The 20322-nt window shown below is 66.9% G+C and carries 18 protein-coding genes and 1 pseudogene; 7 read left to right on the top strand and 12 right to left on the bottom strand.

All coding sequences use genetic code 11. The features are described 5' to 3' along the window. Positions 1 to 4: 4 nt before the first annotated feature. The 3 genes from BO226_RS08695 to BO226_RS08685 are packed head-to-tail and all read right to left on the bottom strand — an operon-like array spanning position 5 to position 2043. Positions 5 to 991, bottom strand: coding sequence for a hypothetical protein (locus BO226_RS08695; RefSeq protein ID WP_071935014.1), 987 nt, complete (start codon positions 989 to 991; stop codon positions 5 to 7). Further along, positions 988 to 1410 (bottom strand): hypothetical protein, encoded by a 423-nt coding sequence (locus BO226_RS08690; protein ID WP_071935013.1) that lies wholly within the window; start codon positions 1408 to 1410, stop codon positions 988 to 990. Before BO226_RS08690 ends, BO226_RS08695 begins: the two co-directional genes overlap by 4 nt. Positions 1411 to 1446: 36 nt before the next feature. Continuing rightward, positions 1447 to 2043, bottom strand: coding sequence for a hypothetical protein (locus tag BO226_RS08685; RefSeq protein ID WP_071935012.1), 597 nt, complete (start codon positions 2041 to 2043; stop codon positions 1447 to 1449). A gap of 215 nt (positions 2044 to 2258) precedes the next feature. On the opposite strand from BO226_RS08685, the gene BO226_RS08680 reads away from it, so the two are divergent. Then, a complete protein-coding gene (locus BO226_RS08680) occupies positions 2259 to 2906 on the top strand; it encodes a hypothetical protein (protein WP_071935011.1) in 648 nt (215 codons plus the stop codon). 56 nt (positions 2907 to 2962) lie between these two features. Here the strand turns inward: BO226_RS08680 and BO226_RS08675 are convergent, their stop codons facing one another. After that, complete coding sequence (locus BO226_RS08675; protein WP_071935010.1) at positions 2963 to 3343, bottom strand: hypothetical protein; 381 nt, start codon at positions 3341 to 3343, stop codon at positions 2963 to 2965. After that, positions 3340 to 4560 carry a hypothetical protein gene (locus BO226_RS08670; protein ID WP_071935009.1) on the bottom strand — a complete coding sequence of 407 codons (1221 nt, stop codon included), beginning with the start codon at positions 4558 to 4560 and terminating at the stop codon, positions 3340 to 3342. The genes BO226_RS08675 and BO226_RS08670 overlap by 4 nt, the downstream gene beginning before the upstream one ends. Positions 4561 to 4709: 149 nt before the next feature. Here BO226_RS08670 and BO226_RS08665 point away from each other — a divergent pair, with 149 nt between their 5' ends. Then, a complete protein-coding gene (locus tag BO226_RS08665) occupies positions 4710 to 5639 on the top strand; it encodes an IS5 family transposase (RefSeq protein ID WP_071935008.1) in 930 nt (309 codons plus the stop codon). 49 nt (positions 5640 to 5688) lie between these two features. Here the strand turns inward: BO226_RS08665 and BO226_RS08660 are convergent, their stop codons facing one another. After that, a complete protein-coding gene (locus tag BO226_RS08660; protein ID WP_024102494.1) occupies positions 5689 to 6927 on the bottom strand; it encodes a PucR family transcriptional regulator in 1239 nt (412 codons plus the stop codon). Positions 6928 to 7254: 327 nt separating this feature from the next. Between BO226_RS08660 and BO226_RS08655 the strand changes: the two genes are divergently transcribed. The 3 genes from BO226_RS08655 (at position 7255) to BO226_RS08645 (ending at position 11019) form a co-directional block, all read left to right on the top strand. Further along, the gene (locus BO226_RS08655) at positions 7255 to 8343 is read left to right on the top strand and encodes an esterase/lipase family protein (RefSeq protein WP_231913120.1); all 1089 of its coding nucleotides are present in this window, start codon (positions 7255 to 7257) and stop codon (positions 8341 to 8343) included. Positions 8344 to 9249: 906 nt separating this feature from the next. Beyond that, positions 9250 to 9399, top strand: coding sequence for a helix-turn-helix domain-containing protein (locus tag BO226_RS28660; RefSeq protein ID WP_083543602.1), 150 nt, complete (start codon positions 9250 to 9252; stop codon positions 9397 to 9399). A 306-nt stretch (positions 9400 to 9705) separates the two neighbouring features. After that, positions 9706 to 11019, top strand: coding sequence for a lipase family protein (locus BO226_RS08645; RefSeq protein ID WP_071935007.1), 1314 nt, complete (start codon positions 9706 to 9708; stop codon positions 11017 to 11019). A gap of 120 nt (positions 11020 to 11139) precedes the next feature. Here the strand turns inward: BO226_RS08645 and BO226_RS08640 are convergent. After that, positions 11140 to 11658 (bottom strand): annotated as a pseudogene (locus BO226_RS08640) (DDE-type integrase/transposase/recombinase); the annotation flags it as partial. Positions 11659 to 11680: 22 nt separating this feature from the next. Further along, positions 11681 to 12904, bottom strand: coding sequence for an IS110 family transposase (locus BO226_RS08635; RefSeq protein WP_071935006.1), 1224 nt, complete (start codon positions 12902 to 12904; stop codon positions 11681 to 11683). 1327 nt (positions 12905 to 14231) lie between these two features. Between BO226_RS08635 and BO226_RS08625 the strand changes: the two genes are divergently transcribed. Next, the gene (locus BO226_RS08625) at positions 14232 to 14663 is read left to right on the top strand and encodes a carboxymuconolactone decarboxylase family protein (protein ID WP_019289498.1); all 432 of its coding nucleotides are present in this window, start codon (positions 14232 to 14234) and stop codon (positions 14661 to 14663) included. Positions 14664 to 14703: 40 nt separating this feature from the next. Here the strand turns inward: BO226_RS08625 and BO226_RS08620 are convergent, their stop codons facing one another. Beyond that, positions 14704 to 15453 (bottom strand): LysM peptidoglycan-binding domain-containing protein, encoded by a 750-nt coding sequence (locus tag BO226_RS08620; RefSeq protein ID WP_232238089.1) that lies wholly within the window; start codon positions 15451 to 15453, stop codon positions 14704 to 14706. A 461-nt stretch (positions 15454 to 15914) separates the two neighbouring features. Beyond that, the gene (locus BO226_RS08615) at positions 15915 to 16637 is read right to left on the bottom strand and encodes an aspartate/glutamate racemase family protein (protein WP_071935004.1); all 723 of its coding nucleotides are present in this window, start codon (positions 16635 to 16637) and stop codon (positions 15915 to 15917) included. A gap of 616 nt (positions 16638 to 17253) precedes the next feature. Here BO226_RS08615 and BO226_RS08610 point away from each other — a divergent pair. Further along, a complete protein-coding gene (locus BO226_RS08610) occupies positions 17254 to 18321 on the top strand; it encodes a hypothetical protein (RefSeq protein ID WP_071935003.1) in 1068 nt (355 codons plus the stop codon). A gap of 57 nt (positions 18322 to 18378) precedes the next feature. Here BO226_RS08610 and BO226_RS08605 read toward each other — a convergent pair whose 3' ends face one another. Next, the gene (locus BO226_RS08605; RefSeq protein WP_019289494.1) at positions 18379 to 18819 is read right to left on the bottom strand and encodes a VOC family protein; all 441 of its coding nucleotides are present in this window, start codon (positions 18817 to 18819) and stop codon (positions 18379 to 18381) included. A 570-nt stretch (positions 18820 to 19389) separates the two neighbouring features. Beyond that, the gene (locus tag BO226_RS08600) at positions 19390 to 20286 is read right to left on the bottom strand and encodes an ABC transporter substrate-binding protein (protein ID WP_230810866.1); all 897 of its coding nucleotides are present in this window, start codon (positions 20284 to 20286) and stop codon (positions 19390 to 19392) included. Between the last annotated feature and the right edge of the window lie 36 nt (positions 20287 to 20322).

The raw sequence follows: 20322 nt of genomic DNA, 5'->3' as shown, positions 1-20322 counted from the left end.
GATGTCACCTATCCGTGCAGCAGTCCCGGTCGAGTCCTCTGCGGCGTCGGCGCATCGCCACTGACGCTCCGTACACGGCCAGCCGGCTTGTGTGCCGATCATCATCGTCGGTGCGCAGCACGACGACCGGGGTGCGGGTGACGTGCCCGGTCGAACCGGGAGGCCGGACCCGCTCGATGGACGTGTGGAGGATCCCCGCGGCGATCAGGTGTCGCACCACGAGCGCCACCCGGCTGAACAGATCACCCCGCCGGTCGTACACCGGTACATCGAAGCTGAACTGGCCCTCACGCTCGTGTGGATCGCCCGTCTCGGGGGCCGCCCACACCTGCGGGTGCAGACGCTCGGCGTCGAGCATCAGGGCGGGCAGGGCCGCACCCCCGTACGCGCGGGCGGCGGCGTCCGCGCGGCCTGCCTCATCAGTGGTGAGGGTGTCGTACGTCGAGATCCAGTCGGCGATGCGGAATCCTCCCCCGTCGGGCCACCAACTCAGCGCGTGGATGGTCTCGGTCGCGGCGTCGTCACCGTCGGCGGTGACCGTGAACGGAGCGGAGAAGGTCAGGTGGGTCTGCGTGTACGGCAGCTCCTCGGCCTGCACACCGAGCGCTGCGGCGTCGTCGTTGGTCAGTGCGTGTGCGGCAGCGATTGCGACCGCACTTGCGGCCGGTGAGGCGATGAGCAGCGGCATCTCGGCCAGTCGATCGGCGCGATCGGTCAGCCACTGGCCGACCATCGGCATCTCCGCGCCGGCAGCGAGGTCGCCGGTGGGCACGGCGGCGACGTAGCCGTAGGCGTGAGCGAGCCAGGCCGCCAAGCGCACACCGGTGGACTGCAGATCCGGATTCCAGGCCGCGGCCAGGTCCACCTCGACATGGGAGCGGAGCGCGGCTGCAAGGCGGTTCCGCAGCCACGCGACCGCTTCGGCGTGGTCGGTGACCGCGCTGGCGGCGGCGAGTCGGGCGTCCCAGGTGGGAAGCGCGTGCATGGTCATCGTGGGTGAGCTCCTCGATTCGGAGGTTGGACGGCGTCCGGGACGGCCGGACGCCTGAGCAGGGGGGTTGTTGTGCCGGTGGCGAGGATGCGGCGCTGGCGGGTGATGTCTCGGGTGCTCGCTTGGTGGGCGAGCACTACTGCGGCGGCGAGGGCCGCGAACAGCACGGTGAAGGCACCGACGACGAGGGCCACCATGGTGAACGGGAAGCTGGCGTCGGTCCACGTGAGGGACCAGACGGGATCCCCGGCACCATCTGGTGCGGCGAGGCGGTCGAGGCGGTAGGCCACGCGCATGAGGATCCATCCGACTGTGGCTCCGGTGAGGGCGGCCGTGGCGATGGCTGTGGCGGCGACGGCGTGTGGTGAGGCAGGACGCAGGGCGGTCATGGTGGCGGCGACGGTAGCTGGCGGGTTCACCGCTTCACCGCGTGGGTCGCTGCCTCCCCGGATCGGTTACTGGCCCGCCGGTCCGAACCGGTGTGTCACGTAGTTGCCGCCACCGCCTTCGTAGGTGGTGTCTCGGTTGTATTCGTCGTTGCCGACGATCACGCCGCCGGTACCGCGGGTCCAGGTGACGTCGTTGAGATATGTCAGTGCAGCCTGATACAGGCCGGTGACGGCGGCGTGGTCTCGGGCGTGGTTGTTCTGGGGGACTTCCCAGTGGAGGGTGCGTCCTTCGAGTGTCAGGCCGAACTCGCTCTCTCCCCATTCGCGGGTCCGAGCGTTGGGGATGGGAAACGCGGCGGCGATGACCGCTCGGGTCGGCTTGCGTCCGCCGTTGGATTTGACGATGGACTGTGCGCGCATCCGGGCATCGGCACGGCGATGCGTGTGCACGTCGTCGTACGACACCGGAATCGACACTCCGTAGGGGATCGCGGCAACCCGCTTGGCCAGGGGCAGGGCCTTGACGTCGTTCCACACAGCGTCGATTTCAGCCACGACGAGTGCCCTGTAGGTGATCGCGGAGGCGTTGAGTGCCTTGCGTAGACCGGGCACCGCGGCCGCTGGCAGGGTGATCGTCCCGGCCTCCCATTCGTAGCAGCTCATCTCTCGAAATCCTCTCGTGCGCTGGGGGGTCGGACTCTTCGATCGTCTCGATGGAGGAAGCCGGTGTTGCAGACCGTGGTCGCCACACGAGACGCCGGCGCCTGTCGGGCATCACGACGGACAGCACTGCGCTCGCCGACACCGCACTGCAACACCGCCACCACAGCCTCCGAACGATCGCTGGTGTCACCGCACATCGACCTGGGAGGTTTCCCGTGACCCCGTTGACGATCAGCTACGAGCGTTGCGTGCTCAACGCGCTGCTCGATGACCCCGACTCCTCGTTCGCCGAGCAGTTCGCGAACCTCGACTTCCACGACGCCGAGGCCGAGCGCGCATGCCTGGCATATCTGCGGTCGCTGCTCGAGTCGCTCACCGAGTACGCGGCGTGGAAGTCCAGCACCGAGGCGCGTGTGAGCGTCTACGGCGAGTTCACCTGCGACGGTGAGGGGTTCCCTACAGGAAACGGCCTGACGATGCAGGTTTTCCTCGATAGCTTCGGCATCGGCGATGTCGGGATCGACTCGGTATGGCAATTGCCGCTGGGCGAGGAGTTCACTGTCTTCGATCTGATCGACGGCACCGTCGCCTACTTCAACGAGTTGGTCCGCAGGTTGACCGGGCTGCTGTGTCCACCCCCGGCGCGGTCGCTCGCACTGTCGGTGTTCCCGCCCGATGTCGTGTGCAGCGAAGCCACCGAGGATCCTCACCTCAGCGACGTCGAGCGTGCCCGGCTGCGCGCGGCGACCGATGAACAGATCGCCAACGCGATCGACCAGGCGTGGCCTGCCGTGGAGGACCGTTGGTACGCGATCCATGACGAGCTGCAGCACGCGGCGGTGCGCGCCCTCGTGCACGAGTAGAACACGCCCCTTGGGCGGGAGGGCGGGCCAACGGGCGACGTCCTCCCACCCGGGGGTCAGCGTCGGTTCGGCCGGTCGAGGTCGAGGTACTGGCGTCTGGCTTCCTCGGCCAGCCAGGGGTAGGCCCGCGCAATCTCCACGAGCACCCGCTTCTTGATGACGGTGCCGGCAGTGTCGGACAGCTGTTGCCCGCCACTGCTGCGGACGCCGTTGCGGTGCGCGTCGTAGTTCGATCCGATGTGCCGCAGCCAATTCACGCACAGCCGTTTGAGGAATGCTTCGCTCGAGGTTGTCTCGGCCGGACGCTTGCCGGGCGCGAGGCGGGCGTTGTAGTGCGCGATCGCGCGGCGGACGAGCACCGGCGGCGCGAGCTGGACGACCTGCACATCGACTCGGGTGGCCGCGGTCATCGCCTTGGTGTGGTCAGGCGGGGTCATCGCGTGATCTCCGGGGCCGGATTGAATGCGACTGCTGCCTGCTGCGCGAGATGGTCTGCGGTGCCGGAGTCCTCGGCGGTCGCGCAGGAGCGTTTGAGGACCACGCCATCGATGTCGAGGACGCAGGTGACGTGCATGTCGGTGCCGGTCCCTGACACGCTCGCCGGGGTGAGACCGCGCCAAGCCTGCCGTTGGGTACTCATGGTCACTCCCCCCTGCGGGGCCCGCGTGGTGCTCGTCGGTGGGGTGGTCGGGGTTCGGGACGTCGAGGCCACCGGTATCTCCTGGGCGTAGCTCGGCGGTCCGGGGTCGGGTCCGGTCTGGGGAATGACAACGATGGTCCGCACCAGGTCGTCCTTGGTGGACGGGCAGCGCTGGTTGCTCGCGCTGATGTCCTGCCACACCGATTCGCGGTCGTCGCGACCGACAATCGCTGCGGTGACGATCACGTTCGTGGTGGCGGAGGGGTCGAAGTTGTCCCAGGACGTCGCCTTCGCGCCGGCCCCGGCATCGGCGGTGGTGTCGTCGGAGACGAAGATCCGCGAGGACTGCCACCGCATCCCGTCCGCCTCGGCGCCGGCCGCCGGCCGGGTGCCACCGCACGCCAACGATCGCGCATCGGCGGCGGACAGGCTTCGGGTGGTCGCGTTGGTGGCATCAGCACCGTCCGTCCACGACCGAAGGCTCATGCCGGGGATCGACTGGTTGGCCGGAAGGACCGATGCGGCGACGTTCGGCAGCTCCTGCTCGCGAAAGTCCGGTGCGCCGGTCATCGCTGCCGACAGCGCCAGCCCGCCTGCGACGGCGATGACCACCACGCTCGCGCCGACACCACCGAAGAGTGCGAGGGTGCGTTTGGAGATTCCGCCGGGCGCGGGTTCGTCCTCCGCGTCGGTGTCGGTGATAGGGCGGGGTCCCGGATCGTCGGTGCTGTCGATCGCTGCAGCAGCGAAGGTGAGGGCACCGCGGCACAGCACGTGCTGGGGATTCGCCATCACCTTCACCGGGCCGTGCACCCGAGCCGCTGCGGGCACGCCCGGGTCGTAGGCCAATCCACCGCACAGCATCAGCCGATGACTGATCGGCTCGGTGGCGCTCTCGTCGAGCCTCGTGAGCAGATCGCTGAACTGGGTGGCGAAGTAACGGTCGCCGGTTGCGTCGACCTCCTGCTCGGACAGCGTGATCCGTCCGACAGGCCGCGGCAGGTGGACGGTCACGGCGTCGTGGTCCGCGAGCGCTTCTCGGGCAGCGCGTATCCGAGGGACGCCGGCGAATCCCCAGCCTGGTGACGAACAAGTAGGGCTGAGCACCGGGCGCCTGCGCGGTCGCCACAGCGGCGGGCTATGCGTCGCCAAATCTGGCCGCGATGAGGCCATCGACGTCACGCGCCCAGCACAACGGGCCAGGGGCGCGAGCTGATCTATCTGACGCGCAGTGGGCACAGCTCGCTCCGCTGCTGCCGAGGGGGAAGAAGGTGGGGCGTCCACCAAAATGGACGAAACGCCAGCTCATCGACGGGATCCGGTGGCGGACCCGCACCGGGTCGCCGTGGCGAGGCGTGCCGGCCCGGTACGGGCCGTGGCAGACGGTCTACGGGTTGTTCCGCCGCTGGCAACGCGCCGGGGTGTGGGCGCAGATCCACACCCGGTTGCAGGCACTCGCCGACGCCGCCGGCGAGATCGTGTGGGATGTCAGCGTCGACTCGACCATCGCCCGCGCCCATCAGCACGCAGCCGGCGCCCGCCGAGACGGTGCCGGGCAGGTCGAGCCGCCCGGCGGGATCGAGGCTGAACCCGCCGATCACGCGTTGGGGCGCTCGCGTGGCGGCTGGACCACGAAAACCCATCTGGCGTGCGAGCGGGGCCGCAAACCGCTGTCGATCCTTGTCACCGCAGGTCAGCGTGGTGACAGTCCGCAGTTCGAGGCTGTTCTCGACGCGATTCGGGTGCCGAGGCTCGGGGTGGGAAGGCCGCGATGTCGCCCCGACGCGGTGCTGGCGGACAAGGCGTACAGCAGTGCCGCCAACCGCGAGTACCTCCGCGAGCGGGGCATTCGGGCGACGATCCCGGTCAAGTCCGAGCAGGTCGCCAACCAGAAGAAGAAGGGGTCGGCGGGTGGCCGGCCGCCCGCATTCGACCGCGAGCACTACAAGCAGCGGCACGCCGTCGAGTGCGGCATCAACCTGCTCAAGCAGAACCGGGCCGTCGCAACGAGATACGACAAACTCGCAGTCCGCTATACCGCCACTGTCTGCATCGCCGCCATCAACCTGTGGCTCCGCACCCCGCGCTTATGAAACACGACCTAGCCCATAAGAGACATGCTCTAACTGAACGGTATTGCGGCTAGGCCGCTGGTGGCCCAGTGGGTGTGTAGAGGCGATTAATGGTGAGGGCGGCAGCGAGTAGGCGGGAGTTGCTTGGTTCGCCGGGGTCGATTCCGGTGAGGTCGCCGACCCTGCGCAGCCGGTAGCTGAGGGTATTGGGATGGACGTGCAGATGTGCGGAGGCGCTTTTGCGGTCGGCTCCGAAACGCAGGTGCGCTTCGAGTGCTTCGAGCAGATGCGGTGCCCCCAGCAGCGGCACGATACGGGCCGCGAGCCGGTCGCGGGCCGCACCGGGCCGGGTGAGCTGGTACTCGAGCAGCAGGTCATCGAGGCAATACGCGCCGGGGGGTCGGCCCAGGGTGCGTGCGAGGGTGGCGAGTTCGGTGACCTCAGCCGCGGCGTCGGGTAGCTGCGTGCGCGGCACCGCGACCGATTCGGCGAGATAGATTACCGCACTGAGCTTCTCGGTGAGTATTGAGCTCAGGGAGTCGGTGCGCAGCCCATGCCCGGGGTCGGTGTGCACCGGGATCAGCGCGACTCCGGTGGAGCCGTCGAAGGAGACCAGCGCGGTGCCGTTGCTGAGTGTGTCCAGGGTGTGGTGCAGAATTCGGATCCGTCGCCGTGCCAGCAGGTCTGCGGTCGCGGTGCTCGGGTCTTCGGGTCGGGCGTGGATGGCCAGCACGGTGTAGGAGTCGGTCAGCGGGGTGTCGGCGCGGGCGGCGAGCGCTTCGACGGGTCGCCCGCGTAGCAGGGCCGAGCACAGTTCGCGGCGGGCTTCTCGGTCGGCGTTGTGGATGGACTGGCCGACCTCGGTGTAAGTCTCGGTCACGGTGATGGTGATGTTCTTGAGCAGGTCGAGCAGCCCGGATCCGATCGCCACCAGTTGGTCGATCTCCTCGGGTGCGGCGAGGGTGGCGGCCTCGGCGAGCACCGACTGGGCCGAGTTGTGGATGGCTTCGATCAGGCTCGCCAAGGGGAACCGGTCCTCGGCGTGACGTTCGGCGACCGGGGCCACGAAGTCGGCGACTTCGGCGCGGGTCAGGGCGCGGCCCTCGCTGATGGCTTGCAGGACCGCTCGTCCGCAGGCGTAGATGGAGGGCAGTACCTCGGGGCGGAAATGTCCGTCGGGTAGATCCGCCGCTGGTGGTGTGGCCCCCAGTCCATCGGCGAGTATCCGTTCAGCTATCTGCGGCCATCGGGGCAGCAGACGAGTGAGCAGCAGGGTGTCGGTGGCGAACGGCGGTGGAGCGGAGGACATGCAGAGATTGTGGCCCGCGACATCGAAAAGGGACACCCCGGCGAACGATCAGCGAGATGGTTTGTCTCCATCGACAAGAACCGCTTGCAGTAGTTCGTTCGTGCGTGCAGTGACGGCATCGGCCACCCGGTACAAACTCGCTGTACCGCCAAAGCGCAGCGGCTTTGATCACGCAACAGCCGCACTATGCGCCGAGCCACATGACCTGGTGTGGCGCTGCGAGGAGTAGATGGGAAGTACACATAAATGCTTGCAACGAGGCGACACTTGCGCTGGACGGTCTGCGCCGCGATCATTTCGTGCGTAGCGCTGGCGCAGAGTCCCGGAGTGGGAACCGCCGATACGGCGCCCTCGGCAGAAGCCGAGCTGGCGGCCTTCGCCGACACCCTCTCCGAGGGTCTTGCCCCGGCCCCCGACGGCCGCCAACCCAAGGCGATTGTCGATTCGGGCAGCGGATCGAGCAGTGGCTCCGGTAGCGGCTCGGGGTGGGGCAGCAGCACCGCTGCGGCCCCCGTCGGGCAGGGCCCGGAGCTGAGCGCGCCGCTGGCGGCCTTCGCCCACGGGCTGCTCAACCCCGATGTCGCCCCGGCCGGGGCCAACAAGTGGGACTGCAAACCCAGTCCTGAGCATCCGCGACCGGTAGTGCTGCTGCACGGCACCTGGCTCAACGCCTTCGACACCTTCTCTTTCCTGTCCCCGCAACTGGCCAGGGCCGGTTACTGCGTCTACGCGCTGAACTTCGGCAAGTCCGGTCTCGTGCAGGGCGGTGGAGTCGGGGCGATGCTGCCCGGCCGCTACGGTGTCGGGCCGATGGAGGAGTCCTCACTACAGGTCGCCGAATTCGTCGACCGTGTACGCACCGCGACCGGGGTGGACAAGGTCGACATCGTCGGGCACTCCCAGGGCGGCACCGTGGCCAACCACTACCTGAAATTCAACGGCGGCGCCGAAAGGGTCTCCAAACTCGTCACCTTCGGCGCCACCCACCACGGCACCACGCTGATGGGCATCGCCACCCTTGGCCGGACCATCAACAACCTCGGGGTCAACATCCTCGGGTTCGTCGAACCTATCGCGGGCATGTCGAATATCCAGCAGGCCGTCGGCTCGCCGTTCTACGCCACCCTCAATGCGGGCGGCGACACGGTGCCCGGGGTCGACTACACCGCGGTGGCCTCGCGCTGGGACGAGGTCACCAACCCCTACGACTGGGCATTCCTGCGCGCCGGCACCGGAGCCACCGTGCAGAACATCACCTTGCAAGAAGGGTGTGAACAGGACCTGTCCGACCACCTCACCATGATGTACTCGCCGCGCTCGGCGAGCATCGCTCTGAACGCCCTGGACCCGGCCGCCGCGACAGCGCCGGTGTGCACCTTCAACCCGTGGCTGATCGGCGGTGGCGGCAAACTATGACCACCAGCGTGACCGCGGGTTTGTGCGCGGCCGCACAGACCGAGAACATCGTGCGGCAACTGCTCGAGCGGATCCGCCGTCACAGCGGGCCGGGGGATCCGCTCCGCGAGGAGATCAACGCCGTCGTGGCCGGATGCCTGGACCTGGTGGCCGGCGAGGCGATGGCCCCGAGCGCCAGGATGGAACGCATCCACCGCGCCGCAGCGCGGTGGGCCGGAGTCGGGGTGCCAATCGAGACCGTGCACCGGCTCGTGCGCGAAGGCTTCCGACTCCACCTGGACACCCACCTCGACGATCGCCAATCACCGCCGCTGCGGCGCAATCAGATCGATCAGCTGATAGGGGCACAGAACGCGGTGAACGCGACCATGGCCAGAGCGTATCTGGAAGTTGCGCCAAGCACCGGCCCCGCACAGCAGCGGGAAGTGGCGCGTGCTCTGTTCGGTGGCCGCCATCCTGACCGGGTATCGCTGGAACACGGTGTGCCCCTCACACAGTGCTATACCGTCCTGGCGGTCGCGGCCACCGACGCGCGCGGTGCCCGGGCGATGGGCGCGTTTGCAGGAGTTGCCCGCGAGACAGTGCGGTTATCAAGTGCCGGCCTTGCTCAGCGAGTTCGGTGGCACAATCTTGGTCCCGGGCACGATCGCGGACGCCGAGGAGGGGCTGTGCACGTTCCTGACTCGGGTGCCACTGACCGCGTCGGTGGTCCGGGCCGACCCCCGCGGCGATACCCGCCGTCGCGGAGACCTCGCACGACCTGCTCGATGTGGCTCGCTGGGTTTATGGCAGCCCCGGGCTCTACCCGTTCGAGGATCTGGCCCTGGAATACCAGCTCACCCGGCCGGGCCCGACCCGTGACAGCCTGGCCGCCCTGCTGGACCCGAGCCCGAGCACCCGGAACTCTTGCAGACTCTGCGTGTACACATCAGCACCGATCTCAATCGTCGACTCAGCGCGCGGGCCATGTGCGTCCACGCGAACACCGTGGACTACCGGCTACGCCGGATCGGCACGCTGACCGGGCTGAACTGCACTCGTGCGACCGGGGTGTGACGCTTGCGTGCGGCCCTGATCGCACGCAACTCTCCACCCCAGTCCTCGATGGCGCAGTGTTCGAACCACAACGCGCTGCGAGCAGCGATAACACTGCCCTCCGGAGTTGAGGCCCCCAGTGCCCGGCCAATGCCGACGTCGAGCCTGCCCCGCGGGTGCAAACGAAACGATCGAATTATGTTGAAAGACAATTTTTTCTCACCACCAGTTCTTGCTAGGTTTGGGGTGTGCATACGGTCGATCGGCCGACTATCCCCTTTGCTGTATCGGTACCCCGACATATGGGCGCGCGAAAGGACCACCAGGATGAGCTCGCCCAGCGTTTCCGATGCTGCGCCCCCGACGCTCACCGACCATCCCGCCGCCCGAGCGACCCGCCCGGAAAACGACGAGTTCTACTGCCCACCCCCCGATCTTGCGGCCCGACCGCCGGGCGCGATCCTGCGCACACGCGTCACCGAGATCGCCTTGTTCGGTGTCATCGCTCAGCGGTTCCCTGCCTGGCAACTGCTCTACCGCACCAGCGATCTGCACGGGACCCCCGAAGTCGCCGTCACCACGGTGCTGCTACCGGCCGACGCCGAGGCCATAGCCCGCCCGCTGGTGTCGTTTCAATGCGCGATCGACGGTGTCGGGTCGAACTGCTTCCCCTCCTACGCCCTACGCCGGGGCGCGCGAGCGCTTGGCGCGATTCCGCAACTGGAACTACCGGTCATCGCCGAAGCCCTGGCCCGAGGCTGGGCGGTCTCGATCCCCGATCACGGAGGCATGGGCGGGCATTTCGGGGTCGCGCGCGAACCCGGCTATCGCGCCCTCGACGCCGCCCGCGCGGCACTGGCCTTCGAACCACTGGGCTTGACACCCACCACCGAGGTCGGCCTGTGGGGCTATTCCGGCGGAGGGCTGGCGACCGCGTGGGCGGCAGAAGTCGCCGCACACTATGCTCCCGACCTCAATATCGTCGGCGCGGTCGCGGGCTCGCCCGTCGGTGATCCCGGGGCCACCTTCGTCCGGCTCAACGGCTCACTGCTGTCCGGGTTCTCCACGGTCTGTGTCGCGGCATTGCAGCGCGCCTACCCAGAACTCGAGCAACTACTGGCCAATCACGCCAAACCCGAATTCCATACCCTCCTCGCCGACGCCGCCTCACGCACCACATTGGCACTGTTGTCACGATTTGCGGGCAAAAACCTGGACCGCTACAGCGAGTCCAGCTTCGCCGACCTGCTGAACCTGCCCGAGATGCGCGCCATCCTCGACGACATCCGTCCCGGGCTGCACGCGCCCTCGATGCCGGTCCTGGTCATTCAAGGTGTCAACGACGAACTGATCGCCGTCCAGGACGTGGACCGCCACGTCGAGCGATACCGGCGCGCCGGCGCACACGTGCGCTACGTCCGCGATCGTCTGAGTACGCACCTCGCCCTGCTCTACCTCGGCACCCCGATGACGATGGCTTGGCTGGCCGATCGATTCGGGGGTAACCCTCTGCCGCCCAGCACCACCACGACGGTGTGGTCGCTCACCTGGCGCGGATGCGATGTCGCGGCCCACCTACGATTCGCCGCAGTGTTCGTCCGGATGCTGTGCAGCAGGACTATCTCCCAACGTCACAAATAGGAAGGCACACTCCCGGCGGGTTCACGGACTCGTTTTGGTGGGCACGGGCTTCTCACAGCACCAGCATTATCCCGGGATAACGGCTTGCTATGAACCATCCCGGGTCTCATGCACACACTGTCATTTGTGTGCGACCGGTTGATCGGCACGGTGTTCAGCGTAGTACCTGGCTTCGTACTCGGCCGGTGGGATCCGCCCGAGGCGATGCATAAGCCGGCCGGTGTTGTACCAGTGCACCCACGCAAAGGCAGCCTCCTCGACGTCACTGATGGTGCGCAACGGGCCCTCGCGGAACGGGGAATCGTCGGCGATGCACTCGGTCTTGTAGAGCCCGATCGTCGTCTCTGCGAGAGCATCATCGTAGGCATCGGCCACCGAACCTATCGACGGCCGAATCCCTTGCAGGAACAGGGTTTCCCCGAACCAAAAAGCCGTATACTGCGAGCCCGCATCTGAGTGGTGAATAGTTCTCTCGCGCAACGGATTGCCGTGCATCGAGTGCAGCATGCAGGCCTGATTCACTGCCCGCTGCACAAACGCGGTCTCCTTCGACGTCGACACCTCCCAACCGACGATCGTGCCGGCGAACGCATCGATCACGAACGCCGTGTACGCGAAGCACGGCACCATCCGCACGTAGACATCCCACGCCGGTCAGCTGTCAAGCGGCGGCCGGATTCGGGCCGTCGTGAGCCTGGGGCCAGGCGGCCCGGTCGTCCCATGCCTCGCCGTGCTGCAGGCACCACCACAGGCGCCCGAGGAGCTTGTTGGCGAGGTTGCGCAGCGCGGCGTTGTGGTGGTCCCCGGCGGCTCGGCGTTTGTCGTAGTGGGCGCGGGCGCCGGCGGACTTGGTAAGCATCGCGAACGCCCACCAGTGGCAGGCGTCGCAGAGCAGCTTGTTGCGGACCTTGCGGGCCTTGACGTAGTGCGAGCGTCCGGAGGCGCGGGTGATCGGCGCCGTGCCTGCGAACGCCCGCAGCCCGGCTGGTGTGACGAATCGGGTTTGGTCGTCGCCGATTTCGGCGAGAACCCGGGCGGCGAGAATTGGCCCGAGTGCCGGGACCGAGCGCAGGATCGGTGCCTGCGGGTGCGTGTCGAAGACGCGGCCCAGTTCCTTCTCGAGGTCGTCGACGGCCCGGTGCATCGAGTCGACGATGCCGAGCAGCCCGGCGACCGCATGGCCGAGGGAGGCCTCGACCTGCGGCGGCTGCCGCAGCGTCGGGGCCCTCAGGTCGGTGAGAATCTGCTCGACCAGGCCGGGGTCGTTGCGGCGGCCGCAGCGGCGCAGCAGGTACTCCAGTCGGTGCCGGGTCAGTTTCTGCCCCGCCTCGAGGGTGGGCGCCGCCGTCAGCACCGTCAGCGCGGCACGGTGCTTCAGGTTCGGGAATGCTTGCAGCGCAGCAGGGTAGAACTCGAGCAGTACCGACCGGAGGCGGCTGATGGTTTGGTGCAGCGCCCAGATCGCCTCCTGATGCTGACGGGCCAGGGCCTTGACCGCCCGCCCGTGTTCGCTCACCGCCGGGAGCACCCGGTGCACGTCCGGGTCGGTGCGCAGGACGTTCGCCAGGACCGCGGCGTCGCCGGGATCGGACTTGCCGCCGGCCTGCCCGTGGCGTTCGCGGTAGCGGGCCACCGCACGCGGGTTGATCGGGTAGATGGTGAACCCGGCCTCGGCGAGGGCGACGACGAGCAGATTCTTGTCGGTCTCGATGGCGACCGGGGTGCCTTCGGGGGTGCCTCCGTGCTCGGCGATCATGCGCAGTAGGTCGTTGAAACCAGTTGCGCCGGTGTCGATTCGTGCTCGTGCGACGATGTGTCCGGTGTCGTCGGCGAGCGCAACGTCGTGGTGGGATTCGGCCCAGTCGATCCCGCAGTTGATCCCCATGTGCGGCCCCTTTCGTTTCGGCGTACCCTTGCGGAGCTCCAGGTGGTGCGGCGACCTAATGGACAGCGCTCGCGGCGCGGCATCTCACAAGCCGATCACGTTCCCGGGGGCGACTGGCAGGGCCACCACCGTCTACCTTTCAGACCTCTCACGCAGTCCGTGTCGTCAACAGCAGTGGTCACCTTCCAGCAGCTCACTGCTACAGCCTGCGCCCGGATCGGTGAAATCTCAGTGACCACCTGCCTGTCGCTTCCTCGTGTCGGATCGGGGTCCGACCCTCCCATTACGTGAAGTCGGCGACATAGAGCGCGTCGGGCCGCTCGACCCGGAAGTTCCGGTCGACCAGATCCGGTGGCCGCGGCGCCGACGGCTCCGAGATCGTGGTGCGGACCTTGGAGCGAGCGGCGCGGACCCAACTTCGGATTCGGGTGGCCGCGCGTGGCGCGCTGTCGTCGGGTGCTCGACTCCGGCCTGCTTCGACCTCTGGGGTGGTAGGACCGGCCGGCGCAACTGTGTCTTCGACGGTGGTGGCTCCTGGTTGTTCCGACCGCGGCTGCAGAGATTCGAGGCGCTGCGGTGGGGATGGAGCCACCTCTGGTGTCCACGACGGCACAGAAGGCCGCCACCATGAAGGTGGAGTCCACTGCGGCGGCGTCGACGTAGGAGGTCGAGGGGGCGGCCGCGAGAGGGTGAGAGTCGGGGCCCGCGGAATGACGACTTCGCCACCCGTTCCACCGGAACCGCGCTTCGAACCGGATCCATCACCTCCCGACGTCCCTCCTTCGGTACCGGACTCGGTCTCTCCTCGGTCGGGCCCCGAACAGGTCGAACACGCGTCGACTCCGGGCTTCCTCTGTGCTGCTGCGTGCATTGTGGACATCCCACCAACGAGAACCACTGCAAGGCAAAGCGTGAACAAGGCGCTGTATCGGCGTGACGGTGTCATCATGGTGCCCTCCGTGCGTGACATCCACTTTCGCGTCGCTTTACGGGCAACTCGCGAGTAGAGCACTACGCGAATCGGCGAACACGGTGGCGCACGCGGTGGCCTGCGGGTCCCCACCGATGTTTCGATCGCTGCCGCACCGCCGTTCGACGTCCTGCTGGTCTGGCACTGCACCCGGTCTCGCTCGTCGACCACGAACCGGCGTGCCGGGTCGCGCGACAGATGGACTACCGGTGGCAGGAATCCCCGGAACTCGACAGACCGGGACCGGCCGACCTCTGGCCGCAATGCAAAAATCCACCCCCACCGGCCCGGACGTGGCTGACAGAATGAAGCAGCCGGTCGTTCCGACCGGTATCGCTCGCCGGAAGGACATTCACGATGGCGCATGTCAACCTCGGTAAGCAGCACCCGGCCGCCTACAAGAGCGTATTGGCCCTGAACGAGGAGGTCGAGGAGGCCGTCGCGCGAGCCGGACTCGATGCGAAGCTGGCCGAACTGGTGAAGGTCCGGACGTCGCAGCTCACCGGATGCGCGTTCTGTCTGCGCATGCACACACGCGACGCGCTCGACAAGGGCGAGACCACCGATCGTCTCGCGGTCCTTGCCGCATGGTGGGAGTCGCAGTACTTCACCGAACATGAGCGGGCCGCGCTCGCCGAAGACGTCACTCACCACATGGAACCCGCTGGTCACGAGTGGGACAACGGATCACTGAGCGACGAGCAGGTCTCCGCGATCACGTGGCTCACGATCGTCATGAACGCGTGGAACCGCATCGCCGTCCGAAGCCACTACCCCGTCGCTCCGTGACCTGCGCCGGACACCACCTCCGACCGGAAGATCTCCCGCGTCAGAAGTCGGTGAGGTCCGGGAAGAACAACACCTGCCCGACGGTGATCTTGTTCGGATCGGCGATGTGATCGGCAGCCGCAACGATCGGGAACATCTCCGCGTTCCCGTAGTGGTGTTGCGCCAAGACCCGCAGGGTATCGCCGGCGACGGCGGTGTGCCGGAGATTGAGTCCCGGACGGATCAGCACGCGTCCGACCTCGACGTGGTCGGGGTCGGCGATGCGGTTCGGGAACGAAATGATCGGATGCAACTGCGCCGCGCCGTACCAGCGACGTGCCCGTTCCGAGAGCGTCTCCCCTGCGACCACGGTGTGCCCGACGTCCCCGAGTTCGGGAATGAGAAGCGATCGACCTACCCGGACAACGTTCGGATCCCCGATGTGGTTGGCCGCTGCGAGTACCGGAAAGAAAGTCCCGTCATCGTAGAAGTGCTGAGCCAGCCCCGACAGTGTTTCGCCGGACGCGACGGTGTGCCGGCGGGTGATATACGGGATGAGCAGTTCCTGACCCACACTGATCGTGTTCGGGTCGGCGATGCCGTTGGGGACAGCGATGACGGGGATAAGAGTTGCGTCGCCGTAGAACCTCTGAGCCAGCTTCGACAGGGTATCGCCTGCGGCAACTTCGTATTTCGTAACCATGGCCGTGCCCCTGGTGGTGTGGACGTCGGCGATTCGGATCGAGCCGCCGATGACCATGCTGCTCACCATCAGGAGCAGGTACACGCGTAGCGCGCTACCCGAATTCACTACCGAGGAGTCCCTTCGACCACGTCGGTGGCAGCAGTGGTCAGCAGAGAGGAGTGCGGCACCAAACCCGCACGAGTGAGCGCGCTCATCACGATGCTCTCGATGTGTCGCCACCGGCTCGGTCGGTAGGTGCGCTCGGGACGGAACGAACTATCGGTCATGGTCTGCCTTTACGACCGTCGCGCACCCCGGAAAGCGCGCGGAACGTGCTCGAAAAGGTTGGACACCGGCGTCCCACACGCCCCGGGCTCGCTGAGCCGGGGCGGCGTGGCCGACATGTCCGCATGTGGCCGGTCGGGCGGGCGACCCGTCAGTGCCGGCTGGTGGATTCGTCGGTGACGAGGCGGTACAGCACGTACACCGCGAACCACGCGATGAGCACCGACGCGATCACGAGCGCGATCTCGTAGAAGAGGACCATGTGCTCGATGCTACGACCCGCCGTGGCTACCTGCCTGTTATCACCGGAATTGTCCGCCGCGCCAGGTCGGCAGGTCGCGCGTTCCGAGTGCCACCTCGAGGGCCGCCTGTCCGGACAGTCGTGTCGAGTCCAGTACCGGTAACGGCGAGTCGGCCGGGGAGACCAACAGCGGGATCTCGGTGCACACCAGCGCAACCGCGTCGCATCCAGAGTCCGCGAGTCTGCCGATGAGGTCCACGAAGGACGTCCGGGTCTCGTCCCTGAAGACGCCGTGCACCAGTTGGTCGAAGATCGTCGCGTGTACCAGGTCCTGGTCGTCGTCGGTCGGGATGACGGCCTCGATCGCGCGTGCCACCAGTTCGCGAGGATACAGAGGGCCCTGCATGGTGAACCGCGTTCCCAGGATGCCGACGCGTCGGTGCCCGGCACGCTGCGCTGTGTCGGCCACGATGTCGATCAGGTGCAGCCCGGGAATTGCGAGTGGTTCGCCGGGTGCTTCGAGCGCGAGGTGTGCGGTGTTGTCCGGGCACACGAAGAAGTCGCAGCCGGCCCGGGCCAGTCGATCGACGCTGGTCGCCGGCACGGCGCGCACCGCTTCGTAGTCTCCGCGCTCCCACGCGGGCATGCAGCGCTCGAAGGAGATGCAGTCCATCGTCACGTCCGGATGTGCCGGGTGCCCGAGACGGTTGCTGTGCTGACAGACCTCACGCCAGCACAGCGAGGCACCTTCCCAGCTGTGGCCCAGGATTCCGACGTCTTTCACCCCTGCACCCTCTCTGTCCTGCACCTGTGGTCGCTCTCCGTGTGACGAGCGGGAGAGCGACCACGGCGGTGACGGATCAGGATCCGGACGACGATCCGGTCTCGATCAGCTGCGTGATGACGGCGACGAGAACATCCGCGAGGAACGTTGCTGCAGAGCCCATTCGATTACCTCTTCCTTCGGTGTACAGGTACGCACGCTCGGGCGAGCGCAGACTGCCTAGCGCTGCAATGGCTTTCATTGCATCCGCCGGCTGGGGCAGACAGTAGACAATTCTTGCTCCGCGCACTCGGTGACCGGCGCCACAGCCGAGGGGCGCTCCTCCCTCGGCAACCTTCCCGGCCCCGATCCGAGGGGTGCACAGTTTTCGATCCGCGCGCGTGTCTGATCGTCATAAGTGGGGATTATGACGATCAGTACGCACACTCGATCACAGATGAGATCAAGTTGTCTCTACTGCGCTCTTCGTTACGAAAAGCCACATCGCGTGGTTTTTACCCAGTTCACAGCGTTCCATATCGTTTCGTTTCATTACAGTTCCATTGCTTAATTACGTAACTAAATGCGGTACGATACCTGCGACCCGGGATTTCGACGCGCCACGACGAGGACCTCCATGACCGACGCACACTCCCCCACTCCCGAAGCGACCACCGACGAGGAGGACTCGAGCAAACCCCGGGTGGGACGCCCTCGGAAGTACGCCACGGCAGCCGACCGTGTGCGCGCCTATCGCGAACGCGAACGCGCCAAGAAAGAAGCCGCCGGCACGGCCCCGGCGGTCGTCGAGAGCCCGGACGATGCGGTCTCCGCGCTCACGGCCGCCACCACTGCCCTACGCGCCCTCGCAACCAACAGCGTCGAGCAGTACTCGGCGATCGCCGAACGGATCACCACCGCGGTCGACAAGCTCACCGACGCCGAGGCCCTCGAGGCGCAGATGACGCGGTCCGCCGCCGAACTCGCGAAGGTCAAAGCCGACGCCGACGCGAAGATCGTCCGTCTACGCGAACAACTCGCCCAGGCACTCGAGGACCGCGACAACGCCGACGCGGCAGTGGCCGCCGTCGACGCCGAACTCGCCGACGCTCGTACCGCACACACCGAACAGGTGCGCCGACTCGACGAGGCGCATCACGCCGAGTTGACGCGCCTCAAGGACGAGCACGCCGCAACACTGCAGCGGTGGAAGGACGAGTTCGAGGCCGCGACCGCCGAGCACACAGGGGTAGTCGGCGACCTGCGTGCGACGATCGTTCAGCAGGACGAATCCCTCACCGCGCAGCGACGCGAACTCGACGAGGCAGCAGCCCAGCGTGAGCGCGCGACCGTCGAGGTCACCGACCTGCAAGCCGAGATCGCGCGCCTGCAGGCCGCACTCGACCGGGAGGTCTCTACCCGCGAGCGCCTCGACACCGAGCTCACCACCGAGCGCGACCGCACCTCCGAGCTACGGAGCCGACTCGAGGAATCGCGAATCACCGCCGCGACGGCCCAGGCAGCCGAGACCGCGGCACGAGCACGCGGCGACGAACTGCGGGCCGAACTGTCGGCACTGCGCGACGAGATCACCGCCTTGCGCGACGAGACGAAGACGCTTCAGACTGAAAATCTGACGCTGAGAACCGAATCGACCTCTCTCCGCGCCGAACTGGATGCAGTGGGGGCCGCCGGGACGAGCTGAGCCGGTCGCCCGATCATCGAGAGGTTCGATGCCGATCTCCGCCGGCGGGGGCGAGCGTCAACCGAGCTGTTCGAACAACGACACGATGATGCCGTCCGGTCCCCGCACGTACGCCATTCGCACGCTGTTCTCGTATTCACCGATACCCCCGACGAGCCCGTAACCCTGCTCGGCTACAGCGTCGACGGCAACTTGGAGGTCGCCGACCTCGAACGACACATTGCGGATCCCGAGCTCGTTCGGCATCGCCGTCGGCGAACCGGGGAGGTGGTCGGGCGCGATGAAGCGCGAAAGCTCGAGCCGGGTCCCTCCGTCCGGGGGTCGGAGCATCACGATCTCGCAGTGCGTGCCGGGGAGTCCGCAGACGGTCGCAGGAAAGTCGCCCTGCACAGAGCCGGTGCCTTCGACCTCGAAGCCGAGGCCGGCGAAGAACGCCGTCGCAACGTCGAGGTCGGAGACGGTGAGGCCGACATGGTCGAAACGTCGTACGTGTGCCATGGGATCCATCCTTCGATGTTGTCTCGTCCGTTTACTGCTGGGACGGAGCCGGTGCTCGGATCTCGGCATTCCGCGGACTCGGTGGGATATCGGATCGTTCCCCACCACCGCATCGATGAGCTACGACGCGCCCCTCTGATCCGAGCAGCCCTGACAAGCATCAGCAGGCACAGCGCGATGCCCCATCCGATCTCCGACAGCATCACACCCGCACCACCGCCCCGTCATATCACACACCTGCTCATCCACATTCAGAGCAGTAGAGCCCGAATTGTTTCTGTGAGAAGTTCAATTCTTCCACTGCGACAGGGCATTTCGTTTTTACGACGCGCTGGTTATCTCCGCCGGTTCGGTGCATCCAGGCTTACCGGTAGCTACGGTCAAGGCCACGAACTCGGGGTGGATGTCTTCGTCGAAGGTCAAGGCACTCCGCTCGGAGCGACAGACCGGCCGACCCCGCGGCCACCGCTTCGGACTTCGGCGCACCCACCCGCACGGGTGCCGCGCCGCAGACCGGCTCGATCGACTGCGTTCGGTTCCCGAGCAGACTGAACAGTCATGTCAAGGTCCTTACCTCTGACTGTGGAAGGCGTCCGGGTAGAGCCGCTCCGCGATGGTTTCGACCGCCTCGACGTTGCCGATGGTGCCGGGATAGAAGTCGCTCTGTGGGACGCCGATGAGCAGACCGTCCCGAACCGCTGTGACGTTCGGGAATGTGGCGCGCAAGTATTCGAGCACCTGCTGTTCCTGCTTGTCGCTGGTGGTGCCGAACACAATGGCGTCGGGGTTGCGGCTGATGATCTCTTCAGGGTTGATCTCGGCCGAGAAGAAGTCCGCGAACTCCGGGGCGTCCGGGTCGAAGACGTTCTCGCCGCCGGCGGTGCGGATGATGTCGTACTCGATGCCCGCACCGATCGCACCGAGAACGTTCCCCTCGACCCAGACCTGGGCCACGGTCACAGGCTCTTCTCCTCTGATCGACTCTTCGACGGCCTCGAGGCGGTTCTGCGCGCCCTCGGCGAGCGCATCGGCCGCGTCGGCAACTCCGAGGATCTGCCCGAGGTTGGCGATGTCGATGAACAGGTCGGTGACTTGTGCGCTGGAGCGACGGTCCGCGCATCCGCCGGTGGCAACGTAGGCCTGGGCGCCGTTTTCGGAGAGTTGTTCGATGCTGGCGTAGCCCTGCTCGGCGGTGAACTCGTACTCGGTGGGCGAGACCACCAGATCCGGTGAGACCGTCAGGAGGTCCTCACGAGCCGGAGGCGTGTCCGTGCTGAGCACAGGGACGTCGGCAGCACGACCGGCGACGTCGTCAGGGAGTTCTGAGGTGCTGACCTGGGCCTGGCCGACGAGCGTGTCCTGGGCTCCGAGGCGCAGCAGCAGATCGGTCTGGGACGGCATCATGCCGACGACCCGAGTGGGCGGTTGCTCGAAGGTGAGCTCGCGCCCGCAGTTGCTGAACGTCACCGTCTCGCGCGTGCCTTCGGAAATGCCACTGCCGGT

The sequence above is a fragment of the Rhodococcus sp. 2G genome, from assembly GCF_001886355.1.
Lineage (GTDB): Bacteria > Actinomycetota > Actinomycetes > Mycobacteriales > Mycobacteriaceae > Rhodococcus > Rhodococcus pyridinivorans.
This window is presented reverse-complemented; position numbering and strand designations above follow the sequence as displayed.

Excerpts from the sequence above, each read along its gene's own strand:
- BO226_RS08675 (WP_071935010.1), bottom strand. The coding sequence starts at position 3,343 with ATGACCCCGCCTGACCACACCAAGGCGATGACCGCGGCCACCCGAGTC.
- BO226_RS08665 (WP_071935008.1), top strand. The coding sequence starts at position 4,710 with ATGAGGCCATCGACGTCACGCGCCCAGCACAACGGGCCAGGGGCGCGA.
- BO226_RS08645 (WP_071935007.1), top strand. The coding sequence starts at position 9,706 with ATGAGCTCGCCCAGCGTTTCCGATGCTGCGCCCCCGACGCTCACCGAC.
- BO226_RS08695 (WP_071935014.1), bottom strand. The coding sequence starts at position 991 with ATGACCATGCACGCGCTTCCCACCTGGGACGCCCGACTCGCCGCCGCC.
- BO226_RS08685 (WP_071935012.1), bottom strand. The coding sequence starts at position 2,043 with ATGAGCTGCTACGAATGGGAGGCCGGGACGATCACCCTGCCAGCGGCC.
- BO226_RS08605 (WP_019289494.1), bottom strand. The coding sequence starts at position 18,819 with ATGGCACACGTACGACGTTTCGACCATGTCGGCCTCACCGTCTCCGAC.
- BO226_RS08610 (WP_071935003.1), top strand. The coding sequence starts at position 17,254 with ATGACCGACGCACACTCCCCCACTCCCGAAGCGACCACCGACGAGGAG.
- BO226_RS08625 (WP_019289498.1), top strand. The coding sequence starts at position 14,232 with ATGGCGCATGTCAACCTCGGTAAGCAGCACCCGGCCGCCTACAAGAGC.
- BO226_RS08660 (WP_024102494.1), bottom strand. The coding sequence starts at position 6,927 with ATGTCCTCCGCTCCACCGCCGTTCGCCACCGACACCCTGCTGCTCACT.
- BO226_RS08635 (WP_071935006.1), bottom strand. The coding sequence starts at position 12,904 with ATGGGGATCAACTGCGGGATCGACTGGGCCGAATCCCACCACGACGTT.